We start from the raw sequence: 12,417 nt of genomic DNA on the forward strand, positions 1-12,417 counted from the left end.
GGAGTGCAAATAGTAAAGGTTCTTGTTTCGAATTCCATGGGTGACCCCGCAGTCTGCGGGGAGTACGGCCACTGCTGCGCTCCGGGGGTCCACACGCAAGCGCCCCGACCACGGGGTGGCCGGGGCGCTGCGGGGGTCTCCGGGTCAGGCGGGATCAGCGCCAGCCACCCCGGTCGAGGATGCGCACCGCCTCGGCGTTGTTCTCGCCCAGCAGGTGCAGGTCGATGTCGTCGGAGACGAAATCACCGAAGCCGGCGAGGATGTCGCTGGCGGGAACGTCGTCGCGGATCGGGTATTCCTGGTTGGCCTCGGCGTACCACTCCTGGGCGGATTCGGAGGTCAGGTACTCGATCAGCCGCACGGCGTTCTCCTGGTTGGGCGCGTGGGCGGTGACCCCGGCGCCGGAGATGTTCACGTGCGTGCCGCGGTCGTCCTGATTGGGCCAGAAGACCCCGATCTGCTCGGCCACCTCCCGGTCACGGCCTTCACCTTCCAGCATGATGCCCAGGTAATAGGTGTTGGCGATGGCGATGTCGCACACCCCGTCGGCCACCGCGCGGATCTGGTCGCGGTCACCCCCCTGCGGGCGCCGGGCCATGTTGGCCACGATGCCGTTGACCCACTGCTGGGCTGCGTCCTCGCCCTCGGTGGCGATCATGGAGGCGACCAGCGACTGGTTGTAGATGTTGTCGGAGGAGCGGATGCAGATCCGGCCTTCCCACTGCTCGTCGGTCAGGGCCTCGTAGGTCGACAGCTCGGACGGGTCGACCCGGTCGGTGTGGTACATGATCGGGCGGGCGCGCATGGACAGGCCGAACCACTCGCCATCCGGGTCGCGGTAGCGCTCGGGAACGTTGTTCTCGAGGGTCGTGCTCTCGATGCCCTGGAGAACCCCGGCCGCGTGAGCCTGGTGCAGACGTCCGGCGTCCGTGGTGATGAACACGTCGGCGGGCGAATTGCGGCCTTCCTGGCGCAGCCGCTGAAGCAGGGCGTCGGCACCCCCGGTCACCAGGTTGACCTCGATCCCGGTCTCGTCGGTGAAGTCTTTCAGCAACGGCTGGATGAGCTGTTCTTGGCGTGCGGAATAGAGGTTGACCTCACCGGCGTCCGCGGTGGCTGCGTCGTCGGCACCGTTATCGGCGTCGGGGCCACAGCCGGCAAGCGGCAGGGTGATGGCCACCATGGCGGCGGCACCGATGATCCAGTTCAGGGGGCGGGTATGCATGGCTGTTGTTCCTCGAAACGGGTGGTTCCTGTGATTGATTCGCCATAAAAGCGAGAACGATTGTTATTTGTATTATCTTCCGTGGTCAAGTCCTATTAGCCGGATTGTTTGTCGCGGCGGCCCGACCCGGACGTGCACATCGATCGGTGTTTCCCTAATCTGAGACCCATGGACAAGCCACTGCCGCAGACCCCCGCCCCGCTGCCCGCCGCTCTGGAGGACGAGATCCGGCGCCTGTGGGAGGAAATGGAACCGGCAGAAGGCGTAGCGCCGGACTCGCCCCCCGCCGAGCACCGGCCGCTGGCCTTCAGCCATTACCTGGCGCAGACGGTGCGGCGCCATCCGGCCTACCTGGTGGAGGCGCTGGATGCCGAGGGCCGCATACCGGCCTGCACCGACGCGGACTTTCATACGGCCCTGCAGGCCCGGGTGGACGCCGCGGAGGACGAGGACGGCCTGCGTCGGGCGCTGCGCGAGACGCGCCATCGCGAGCTGCTGCGGATTGGCTGGCGCGACCTGGCCGGCGCGGCGGACCTGGAAGAAGTCATGCACGATCTCAGCCGCCTGGCGGATGGCCTGATCGGTGCGGCGCTGGGATGGCTGGATACGCGTTACCGCGAGCGCCACGGCCAGCCGCGCAGCGCCGAGGACGGATCGCCGCAGTCGCTGGTGGTGCTGGGGCTGGGCAAGCTGGGTGGCGGCGAGCTGAATTTCTCCTCCGACATCGATCTGATCTTTGCCTTCGAGGAGAATGGCGAGACCGACGGCGCGAAGCCGCTGGACAACCCGACCTATTTCCAGCGCCTCGGCCGGGCGCTGATCGCCGCGCTGTCCGAGGTGACCGCGGACGGCTTCTGCTACCGGGTCGACATGCGCCTGCGGCCGTTCGGGGATACCGGCCCCCTGGCGATGCACTTCGACGCGATGGAGGATTACTACCAGGCCCATGGTCGGGAGTGGGAACGCTACGCGCTGATCAAGGCGCGGGTGATCGCCGGGGACGTCGAGGCCGGCGGGCGCCTGATGCGCCGGCTGCGCCCGTTCATCTATCGCCGTTACCTGGATTACGGATCGCTGGCCAACCTGCGCCAGCTCAAGCAGATGATCAACGACGAATCCGCACGCAAGGGCCGGTTCGAGGACGTGAAGCACGGCGAGGGCGGGATCCGCGAGATCGAGTTCATCGGCCAGGCCTTCCAGTTGATCCGTGGGGGACGCGATCAGGCCCTGCAGCGGCGCGACCTGCTGGGCGTGCTGGCGGTGCTCGGGGAGCGCGAGCTGCTGCCCGATTACGTGGTGGAACAGCTGGAGCGCGGTTATCGTTTCCTGCGGCGGGTGGAAAACCGCCTGCAGATGCTCAACGACCAGCAGACCCACCGTCTGCCGCGCGAGGGCGATGACCGCGCGCGCCTGGCGCTGGCCATGGGGTTCGAGGACGAGGGCAGTTTCGAGGCCGCGCTGGTACGCGAACAGCACCGGGTCCATGCCCATTTCGATCAGGTCTTCGTTGCCCCGCAGCGGGCCGGCGAAGAAAGCATGGAGGACTCGCCGGAGGCCGATCGCGAACAGCAGATCCAGCGGCTGTGGATGGGCACGCTGAACGAGGACGAGGCCCGTGAGGCGCTGGCCGGACTCGGCTTCAACGATCCCGGGTCGGCCTTCGCCGGCATCAATGATCTGCGCGAAAGCCCCGGGGTGCGGGCGATGAGCACCACCGGGCGTCAGCGTCTCGACCGGCTGATGCCGTTGCTGCTGGGGGCCATCGCCGAGCAGGACGCGCCCGACGATGTCCTGCCGCGGGCGCTGCAGCTGATTCGCACCATCGCGCGGCGCTCGGTGTATCTGTCGCTGCTGGTGGAAAACCCGCTGGCGCTGTCCCAGCTGGTGCGCCTGGTGGGCGCGAGTCCGTGGATCAGCGACCAGCTGACCCATCATCCCCTGCTGCTGGACGAACTGCTGGATCCGCGCGCGCTGTACGCTCCGCCGGACCGCGAGGGCCTGCAGGCGGAACTGGAAGACGAGCTGGCACGCTTCCCGGGGCAGGACCACGAGCAGATGCTGGACCGCCTGCGCCAGTTCAAGCAGGTGCAGACCCTGCGCGTGGCGGCGGCCGACATTACCGGGTTCCTGCCGCTGATGAAGGTCTCGGATCATCTGACCTGGCTGGCGGAGGTGCTGCTGGAACAGGTGCTGCACCTGGCCTGGGAGCACATGGTGCAGCGTTTCGGCGCGCCGCAGTGCGGCGAGGATGCCAGCGCCTGCCGTCCGGCGCGTTTCGCGGTCATCGGCTACGGCAAGCTGGGTGGCTTCGAGCTGGGCTACGGTTCGGATCTCGATGTGGTGTTCCTGCACGACAGCGATGACAGCGCCAGTGCCCGCACCGCCGGGCCGAAGGTGATCGACAACAGCGAGTTCTTTGCCCGGGTCGCCCAGCGGGTGGTGCATCTGCTGGGGGCGTTCACCGCCTCCGGGCGGCTGTACGAAGTAGACACGCGGCTGCGCCCCTCGGGTACGGCCGGTTTGCTGGTTTCCGGGCTGGAGGCGTTCCGTCGCTACCAGGACGAGTCGGCCTGGACCTGGGAACACCAGGCACTGGTGCGCGCGCGTTTCGTCGCCGGGGATCGTCTGCTGGGCGAGGACTTCGCCGCCCTGCGCCGGGAGGTTCTGACCCGTCCGCGCGATGCCGATGCCCTGCGCCGCGAGGTGGTGGAGATGCGCCAGCGCATGTTGACCGAGCACGCGTCGAAACCGGGCGATGGCTTCCACCTCAAGCGCGACCGTGGCGGTATCACCGATATCGAATTCATGGTTCAATACTGGGTTCTGGTTGCCGCGCACGAGTATCCGGCAGTGTGCGAATACCCGGACAAGATCCGCACCCTGGAGGCCCTGGGCGCCAGTGGCGTGATCGACGCCGGGTTCAGCAGCGAACTGGCCGATGCCTACCGCGATCTGCGCAACCGCATCCACCGTTTGACCCTTGCCGGGCGCGACGCCCGCGTGGAACAGCCGGATGCGGAGCTGGAGGCGGTGCGCGCGCGGGTGATGCGTGCCTGGGAGAGCGTATTCGGCGATGCCGATGTTGATGCTGCTTCCCGAGGCTGACCCGACGGAACAACACGAAACCGAGGACGCAAGCGATGTCGATGGCCGACCGGGACGGGGTGATCTGGCTGGATGGCGAGATGGTGCCCTGGCGGGATGCGAAGACCCATGTTCTGACCCACACCCTGCACTACGGGATGGGGGTGTTCGAGGGTGTCCGGGCCTATCCCACCGATCACGGGCCGGCCATCTTTCGTCTCGAGGATCACACGCGGCGCCTGTTCAACTCCGCCAAGATCCTCGGCATGACCCTGCCGTTCACCGCCGAGCGTCTGAACCGTGCACAACAGGCGGCGATCACCGAGAACAATCTCGAGAGCGCCTATCTTCGGCCGATGGCCTTCTTCGGTTCCGAAGGCATGGGCCTGCGCGCCGACAATCTCGAGGTGCACGTGATGGTGGCGGCCTGGAGCTGGGGCAGCTACCTCGGCGACGACGGCATCGAGAACGGCATCCGCATCCGTACCTCGTCGTTCAGTCGGCACCACGTGAACGTGACCATGTGCAAGGCCAAGGCCAACGGCAATTACATGAACTCGATGATGGCCCTGCAGGAGGCCACCCGCTGCGGATATGACGAGGCCATGCTGCTGGACACCGAGGGCTACGTGGCCGAGGGCAGCGGCGAGAACATCTTCATCATCAGCGGCGGCGTGATCTACACGCCGGACCTGACTTCGGCGCTGGACGGCATTACCCGCCGCACCGTGATCGAACTGGCGGCCGAGGAGGGCTTCCGCGTGGTGGAGAAACGCATCACCCGCGACGAGGTTTACATCGCCGACGAGGCCTTCTTCACCGGGACCGCCGCCGAGGTCACCCCGATCCGCGAGGTGGACGACCGGCCGATCGGTACCGGCAGCCGCGGCCCCATCACCGAACTGCTGCAGTCGCGCTATTTCGACGTGGTCCACGGCCGTGACTCGCGGCATCAGGACTGGCTGACCTACGTCTGAACGGCGCGACCCCGACCCGGAGCGAGACCCGAACCATGGTGAATCCCGATACCGCCAGCCATCAGGACCAGTACACGACCGCCAATGCCGAGACGACGGTACGCGTGACCCAGCGGGATCTCCCGCTGCACTGCCCGACGCCCGGCACGGCCCTGTGGGCTTCCCATCCGCGGGTGTTCATCCCGATCGACGAGACCGAGGACGGGCGCTACCAGTGTCCCTATTGCGGCACGATCTACATCCTCGAAGACGCCGCCGACTGATCCCCCCGCCCGGGCCCGGCACGATCCCGGACCCGGGCGCAGGTACGACCATGACCCTGCCCCCCCTGGATCAGGCCCGCGTGCTGGTCGCCGGCGATCTGATGCTGGATCGCTACTGGCACGGCGCGACCGACCGCATCTCGCCGGAGGCGCCGGTGCCCGTGGTGCACGTGCGCGACATCGAGCAGCGTCCGGGCGGGGCCGGTAACGTCGCCCTGAACCTGGCCGCGCTGGGCGGTCGTCCCGACCTGGTGGGGGTGACCGGGGACGACACGGCCGCGTCCGATCTGTCCGCATTGCTGGAGGAGGCGGGCGTTCGCTGCCACTTCCGGCGCCGGTCGGGGGCCGCAACCATCACCAAGCTGCGGGTCATCAGTCGTCATCAGCAGCTGATCCGGCTGGATTTCGAGGACGGTTTCCCCGGCGCCACGGCCGGTGACCTGATGGCGGATTTCGAACCGTTGCTGAGCGACTGCCAGGTGGTGGTGCTGTCCGACTACGCCAAGGGGGCGCTGCGCGACCCGCAGCCGCTGATCCGCGCGGCGCGGGCCGCCGGCCGCCCGGTGCTGGTGGACCCCAAGGGCACCGATTTCTCCGCCTACCGCGGCGCCAGTCTGGTCACGCCCAATCTCGCGGAACTGGAGGCCGTGGCCGGTCCCTGTCCGGACACGGCGGCGCTGGAGCGCGCGGCCACGGGTCTGCTCCGCGAGCATGGTATCGAGGCGTTGCTGGTCACGCGCGGCGCGGAGGGCATGACCCTGTTCCGTCCCGACCGGCCGCCGGTGCATCAGCCGGCCAGGGCACGCGAGGTGTTCGACGTGACCGGTGCCGGCGACACGGTGATCGCGACCCTCGCGGCCGCGGTGGCGGCCGGCGAGACGCTGGAGGATGCGATGCATCTGGCCAACCTCGCCGCCGGGATCGTGGTCGGCAAGCTGGGCACCGCGACGGTCTCGCCGTACGAACTGCGCGCGGCGCGGCACGAGCCGGGGGGCGCCGATCGCGGCGTGCTGTCCCGCGCCGGGCTGATGGCCGCGCTGGAGCGCGCGCGGGCCGCCGGCGAGCGCATCGTGATGACCAACGGCTGCTTCGACCTGCTGCATGCCGGGCACGTGGCCTATCTGGAGCAGGCCCGGGCTCGCGGCGACCGGCTGGTGGTGGCGGTCAACGACGACGCATCGGTACAGCGCCTGAAGGGCCCCGGGCGACCGGTGACCCCGCTGGAGGGCCGCATGGCCGTGCTCGCCGGGCTGGCCGCGGTCGACTGGGTAGTGCCGTTCGCCGAGGACACCCCGGCGGAGTTGATCGGCGAGATCCTGCCCGACGTGCTGGTCAAGGGCGGCGACTACAGGCCGGAAGACATCGCGGGTTATGATGCCGTCACTGCGGCCGGCGGCCGGGTCGAGGTGCTGGATTTCGTCGACGGCTGTTCGACCAGCGCGGTGATGGAGCGTATCCGACAGGGCCATTACTGAGACGAATTCCGGGGCAAAAACACACATGAAAGTACTCTATCTCGTGGGCATGGGCCGCAGCGGTTCGACCCTGCTGGACATCCTGCTGGACGCGCACAGCCAGGTGCGCGCGCTGGGCGGGGTCCGGCGCCTGGCGCATTACGCGCGCAAGCATCCCTGCCCCTGCGGCGCGCCCAGCTTCCGGGCATGCGAGTTCTGGTCGGCGGTCAACGCCCGGCTGGAGGAGCGCCTGGGCTGCAACCTGGAGACCCTGGACGTGCATGCGCGTGACCCGGCCCGTTTCAACGAGCACAACCGCACGCTGTTCGAGGTGGTCTCCGAGGTCAGCGGGGTCCCGTTCGTGACCGACAATTCCAAGTCGGTGCAGCGCTTGCGCCGGCTGATGGCCGCGCCCGACATCGACGTGGTGCCAATCCACGTGCTGCGCGACCCGCGCGGGCGGGCGCAGTCGCTGCGCAAGCGCAAGCAGCAGAACTACCTCCCTACCTTCTCCTATTCCCACCGTTCGCTGCGGCTGTACCACCTGCTGCGCAACGAGCCGCACATCGTGGTGAACTACGAGAAGCTGGCCTACGACCCCGAGGACCAGCTGCCGAAGCTGATGGAGCGCCTGGGGCTGGAGTTCGAGCGCCCGCAGCTCGACTCCTGGGCGGAGATGGCGCATCACAACATCGGTTCGGCGGATGTCTTTCGCAAGACCGAGGGCAGTGTGATCTGGCCGGACGATGCCTGGAAGCAGGTGATCCCGCCGTACATGCAGCGCATCCAGAACGTGATCGCCTGGCCCGGTCGGGTCGCCAACGACGCCAAGGAGCGTCGCTGGGGGCTGGACTGACGCCGGGCGAGTGGCGGATCAGCGCCGCTCGCTGACCTGCAGCAGCCACTCCCGGTCGCGCTGCGCGGCGCGCAGAAGACCGCGCGCCCCCGGCCGGGCAAAGGCCAGCGGCAGCGGATCGAGGATCCACAACGCATGGCCGTCGCTGCCCAGCATGCGCGGATCCCGCCCGCGGAACCGGATCCCGTAGTCTCGCAGGCCCGCCCACAGGGTCTCGGCCGCTTCCGGTCCGGGCGGTTGGCCGCCGTCCGTCAGCGGGTGCATGTCCTCGATCGCCTCCTGGACCAGCCAGATCATGCCGCAATCCGCGGCGACCACTGCCACCGGCCGCGGCACCGCCAGCCCCAGCCGTCGGAAAATGAGCGCATGGCTCCAGACCCGACGCGCGATCCGGCGGGTGAGGGCCGGGCGCAGCAGGGCCGGCAGGGTCTGCCAGGGTGCATCAATCCGCCGGGCGCAGAGTTCGGGCGTGTCCGATGAGGCGGCTGTCTCGGGCAGTTCGCCGGTCGCGTACAGCTGGCGGGCGATCTCGCCGGCCTGCTCGCGCGAGAGGCTGCGCCGGTCGTGGATGATCCCGAGGTCCTCGCTGCGAAAGCGCGGGTAGTGTTTCCAGCCGCGTGCCGCGCGGTGCGCCACCCGGCGGGCATGGCGGACGCGGGCCTGGCGCAGTACCCGCAGGAAACGTTCCAGTTCGGCCTCGCTCGGGCCCCAGCCGCGCAGCTCGTGGTAGCGCCGGAAGCCCTCGCGGATGCGCGCCTCGGGCACGCGGGTCTTGGACGCGTACAGCCGCTGGAGGTGGCGCAGGGCGGCTCGCCGTCCGAGGGCGGCTCCACGCCGGCGTACCCGGTCCCCGTCGATCGCGTACAGCTTGCCGTCGCGGGGGATGAAGTTCAGCCAGTTGAGATCGTTCTGCACGACGCCGGCGCGGTGGTGTTCGGCCAGGGTGGCCAGCAGCCGGGCATGGGCCTCGTGGCCGGGGTCGCCGCCGGGCGGTGGCCAGGGGGCATCCGCCTCGACCAGGTCCAGCACCAGCAGCCACGCGCGGTATTGCGGGCAGTAGCCGGCATGATGCACCGCCGGCGCCGGCACGTCGGCCGCCTCCAGCCGGCGCGCCCCGCGGGTGCCACGGCGCCATTCGGCCCACTGGGCGATCCGCCCGAGATAGAACTTGGCGACTACCGGCCGATCGTCGGGCAACCGGGCGCGAAAGATCCGCCGCTTGCCCGGGTACTCGTGGAGGCAGTCCTCCAGCGCGAGGGTCCCGAGGCCCGGGATCTCCGGGCGGTCACCGGTTTGCGGAAGTCGGGGCATCGAATTCGTAGCCCAGCAGGTCCAGGTCGCGGCGGTAATGCTGCGCCACCATCTCCGCCAGGGTGTCGTCGTAGTAGCTGCGGTAGTCGTCGCGTTCGCTGGCGCGGCGCAGATGCGGGAGCTCGGGCGTCGGGATCCCGATGCGCTGACAGACCGTGGCGAAATCTTCGTGCAGGTTCTCGTAGCGGCCGATGAAATCCACGATCACCCGACCCTGCAGATCGACGATGTACTCGTGCTGCAGCTCCGCCGAGGTGTCCAGCATGTAGTCATACGGCCGTTCGGGGTCGAACTTCAGCCGCAGGAAATCGCCGAAGGTTTTGACCCCTTCCAGGACCTCCGGCTTCTCCCGCCGGATGTGGTGCCAGGAGCTGACCTGCAGATCCCAGGGATTGCGCACGATCGCGCACTTGAACAGCTCGCGGTAGACCGGCTCCGGCAGCATTTCCTTGGCCGCGATCGCCTTGGCGTGCCGCGGGAACTTCAGCCCCAGCTTGTGCCGGGGGCGGGTCAGCTGGCTGACCTGGCTGGCCGCCCACAGCGGGATGCTGTACCAGCCGCCCCAGCGATACGGCCGCAGTGCCGCCCGGATGCTGGTCCCGCCGGTCTTGGCGATGTGCACGAACAGGAAATTCTTGCGATAGGAGATCAGCATGGATCGGGGTTCGGCTGCGAACGGTCGCGGTATTGTAACCGCGGCCGCATCAGGAATCCGCGGGGTTGCGCCGCGCGTTCAGTGAGCGCAGGGCATGGAGTACGGCCTCGTCGGCGTCCCGCCGCGAGGACTGGCGGCGCAGCCAGTCGCGGTGCACGAACTGGATCTCTCCGACGACCTGCGATACCCCGGCCAGACGGGCCACCGCCAGCCGATGGTTGCCGTTCGCCACCTTGATGAATTCGCCCTCCGGGCCGATGGCCACGCCGATCTCGTCCTTGCCCAGACCGGCGACGTATCCGTTCTCCGCCATGTTGCGGGCGAGGCCGCGGTACCGCTCGAGGTACTTGTCCAGTGAGCGCGCGATCTTCTCTTCGGCCTGGTCCTCGGTTTTTCCACGGGCCCGATAGTAGCGATGCAGCGCCTCGATGTGTTCGGAGCGGCTGCGTTCTTCGTCCAGTAGATGTTCCAGCAGGGCGTAGATCGGGTGCAGGTCGAAGGGTTCGGTCCGCCGGTGCCACTGCCCGCGACGCACGCGGCGGGGCAGGAACAGCCCGTCCATGAAAAACCGGGCCTTGGATGCCGGATCGCGCTTGGCGAGGTAGCGCCGGAGTTCCCGGGTGGGCAGGTCGACGAGGACGGGCGGTTTCATGGGGTGTGTGTTTCCGGATTGGTCGTTGGCGCGATGCCCAGCGCCTCCAGATAGGCGCGGGCACTCGTTTCGACGGTGTAGTTGGCGACGGCCTGTTGCAGCAGCCCCGGTTCGATGGGTGCCTCCAGCCCGCGGGCCATCCCTTCGGCCAGCGCGGAGGCATCGCCCACGGGGACGAGCGGGCCGAGGCGGCCCCCGGCGAGGATGTCGCGCGGACCGCTGGGGCAGTCCGTCGACACTACCGGTGTCCCGAGCGCCATGGCCTCGACCAGGACATTGGGCGACCCCTCGAAGCGGGATGACAGCACGAACAGGCTGGCAGCGCGCATCAGCGGATACGGATTGGAGCGGAAACCCGCAAGATCGACATGGTCGGCGATACCCAGTTCCCGCGCCAGGCCCTGCAGGCGGTCCCGCTCCGGTCCTTCCCCCAGGATGATGAGCCGGAACGGTCGCCGGGCATGCAGCAGCGCGAAGGCTCGCAGGAGGGTAGCGAAATCCTTTTGCGGCCGCAGTCGGCCCACCGCCAGGATGACCGGTGTTTCGCTCCGTGTGGCCGCTTCCAGCCATGGATGCTCCGCGGCTTCTTCGGCCCTGGCACTCAGGGATGGCGAGATCACCGGGTTGGCGATCACGCGGAAACGCTCCGACGGGATGCCCCCGATGCGGGCGAGGTCGTCGGCTACCGGCTGCGCCACGGCAACGATGGCATCCGCCAGCGGGTACAGTCGCCGGACGGGGCGGTAACGCAGCCATCGCTGCAGGGCGGTCTTGTCGGCCAGCGAGCCGCTGAGGTGCATCCCCATCCGCAGAACGATCCGCGTCGGGACCCGAGCCAGCCGGCGCGCGCGCAGGGCCACGCGGCCGGCGCGATCCTTGGCTGCCAGCAACGCGTCGGGGCGCTGGCGACGCAGGTAGCGGGTGACCGCGGGCAGTGCCAGCAGGGAGGTGCGCGCATCCAGCCGGATCACATTGACCTCTGCCGGAATGCCTTCCACATGGCCGCCGCGGGCCTTCAGCAGCAGCAGGTCCACCTGCACGCCGGCATCCACGAACCCGCGCAGCAGATGGTTCATCATCTTTTCGACGCCGCCATCCCCGGTGTAGGAAACGAGTACGGCCAGCCGCGGGGTTGTCATGCCGGTTTCCGTTCCTCGTTGTAGGCCTGAAGCAGGTGCGGCCAGCCGAGGGCGCCGCGTTCGCGGGTCGCCGCCCATTTGTCCAGCGAACGCCGCAGACGCGACAGGTTGTCCTGAAGCGCACGATGGTAGCCGATCCGGCCCCGGTCCCAGTCGATCAGCCAGACCTGCCCGTTGCCCTGGATCAGGATGTTGCGGGCGTTGAGATCCGCATGCCAGGCGCCATGGGCGTGGAACCGGGCGATCACCCGGCCGATTGCGTCCCACAATTCGGGCGCGTCCTTTCCATCCCCGATCCATTCGTCCAGCGGGTGGCTGTCCGGGATGCGTTCGCTCAGCAGATCGCCACGATACACCGGCCCGTGGCGGCAGACCCGTGCGGCCCCCGGACGCGGGACCGGCAGACCCAGTTCGTGCAGTTGCGCCAGCAGGCGCCACTCGCGCACCGGCCGGCTGCGTTCCAGCCCGGCCCACAGGTAGGTATCCGTGGCAACCCGGGCCATCAGTCCGCCCCGCCAGTAATGGCGCAGGACCCAGTCGCGCCCCTCGTGATGCAGGAAGTGGGTCGCACGCCGACCGCTGCTACTGCCGGTCCACTGGCCTCGTGCCCGCAATGCCTCGGGGTCGAACAGGTCGTTATTGCACTCCCGGAGCATTCCGGGGTCGGACAGGATACGGCACTGTCGCCTCCGCGGATGGGAGTGCCAGTGTTCAAGCGCGGGCTCGTCGACCTGTCGTGGATTTTCCATGAGGATCACTGGTATTCCAGTCGGGGAATGGCAGGATGAGGGTCCATGTTCC

Annotated in this window: 11 protein-coding genes; 5 read left to right on the forward strand and 6 right to left on the reverse strand. The window is 68.5% G+C overall.

What is annotated here, in order from left to right; all coding sequences use genetic code 11:
• Nucleotides 1-154 precede the first annotated feature (154 nt).
• Nucleotides 155-1,225, reverse strand: coding sequence for a Fe(3+) ABC transporter substrate-binding protein (locus tag F620_RS0103865; protein WP_019569518.1), 1,071 nt, complete (start codon nt 1,223-1,225; stop codon nt 155-157).
• A 168-nt stretch (nt 1,226-1,393) separates the two neighbouring features.
• On the opposite strand from F620_RS0103865, the gene glnE reads away from it, so the two are divergent.
• Genes glnE through F620_RS0103890 form a run of 5 tightly spaced genes read left to right on the forward strand, consistent with a single transcriptional unit; the run spans nt 1,394 to nt 7,859 of the window.
• Nucleotides 1,394-4,330 carry a bifunctional [glutamate--ammonia ligase]-adenylyl-L-tyrosine phosphorylase/[glutamate--ammonia-ligase] adenylyltransferase gene (glnE, locus tag F620_RS0103870; protein WP_019569519.1) on the forward strand — a complete coding sequence of 979 codons (2,937 nt, stop codon included), beginning with the start codon at nt 1,394-1,396 and terminating at the stop codon, nt 4,328-4,330.
• Between the two features lie 35 nt (nt 4,331-4,365).
• Nucleotides 4,366-5,286 carry a branched-chain amino acid transaminase gene (locus F620_RS0103875; protein ID WP_018947475.1) on the forward strand — a complete coding sequence of 307 codons (921 nt, stop codon included), beginning with the start codon at nt 4,366-4,368 and terminating at the stop codon, nt 5,284-5,286.
• A 35-nt stretch (nt 5,287-5,321) separates the two neighbouring features.
• On the forward strand, nt 5,322-5,549 hold the full coding sequence (locus F620_RS0103880) for a zinc-finger domain-containing protein (RefSeq protein WP_018947474.1): 228 nt from the start codon (nt 5,322-5,324) through the stop codon (nt 5,547-5,549).
• Nucleotides 5,550-5,599: 50 nt separating this feature from the next.
• Entirely contained in the window at nt 5,600-7,024 is a 1,425-nt protein-coding gene (gene hldE / locus F620_RS0103885; RefSeq protein WP_019569520.1) for a bifunctional D-glycero-beta-D-manno-heptose-7-phosphate kinase/D-glycero-beta-D-manno-heptose 1-phosphate adenylyltransferase HldE, read from the forward strand.
• Nucleotides 7,025-7,049: 25 nt separating this feature from the next.
• Nucleotides 7,050-7,859, forward strand: coding sequence for a sulfotransferase (locus tag F620_RS0103890; protein ID WP_019569521.1), 810 nt, complete (start codon nt 7,050-7,052; stop codon nt 7,857-7,859).
• Nucleotides 7,860-7,877: 18 nt separating this feature from the next.
• Here F620_RS0103890 and F620_RS0103895 read toward each other — a convergent pair whose 3' ends face one another.
• The 5 genes from F620_RS0103895 to F620_RS0103915 are packed head-to-tail and all read right to left on the reverse strand — an operon-like array spanning nt 7,878 to nt 12,374.
• The gene (locus F620_RS0103895; RefSeq protein ID WP_019569522.1) at nt 7,878-9,170 is read right to left on the reverse strand and encodes a hypothetical protein; all 1,293 of its coding nucleotides are present in this window, start codon (nt 9,168-9,170) and stop codon (nt 7,878-7,880) included.
• Complete coding sequence (locus F620_RS0103900) at nt 9,145-9,825, reverse strand: sulfotransferase family 2 domain-containing protein (RefSeq protein WP_019569523.1); 681 nt, start codon at nt 9,823-9,825, stop codon at nt 9,145-9,147. The genes F620_RS0103895 and F620_RS0103900 overlap by 26 nt, the downstream gene beginning before the upstream one ends.
• A 49-nt stretch (nt 9,826-9,874) precedes the next feature.
• The gene (locus tag F620_RS0103905) at nt 9,875-10,477 is read right to left on the reverse strand and encodes a hypothetical protein (RefSeq protein WP_019569524.1); all 603 of its coding nucleotides are present in this window, start codon (nt 10,475-10,477) and stop codon (nt 9,875-9,877) included.
• Complete coding sequence (locus tag F620_RS0103910) at nt 10,474-11,616, reverse strand: glycosyltransferase (RefSeq protein WP_019569525.1); 1,143 nt, start codon at nt 11,614-11,616, stop codon at nt 10,474-10,476. The genes F620_RS0103905 and F620_RS0103910 overlap by 4 nt, the downstream gene beginning before the upstream one ends.
• Nucleotides 11,613-12,374: a 3-deoxy-D-manno-octulosonic acid kinase gene (locus F620_RS0103915; RefSeq protein ID WP_369773814.1), complete on the reverse strand. Its 762-nt coding sequence runs from the start codon at nt 12,372-12,374 to the stop codon at nt 11,613-11,615. Before F620_RS0103915 ends, F620_RS0103910 begins: the two co-directional genes overlap by 4 nt.
• Nucleotides 12,375-12,417: the final 43 nt, after the last annotated feature.

The sequence above is a fragment of the Thioalkalivibrio sp. ALE11 genome (assembly GCF_000381205.1).
GTDB lineage: Bacteria > Pseudomonadota > Gammaproteobacteria > Ectothiorhodospirales > Ectothiorhodospiraceae > Thioalkalivibrio.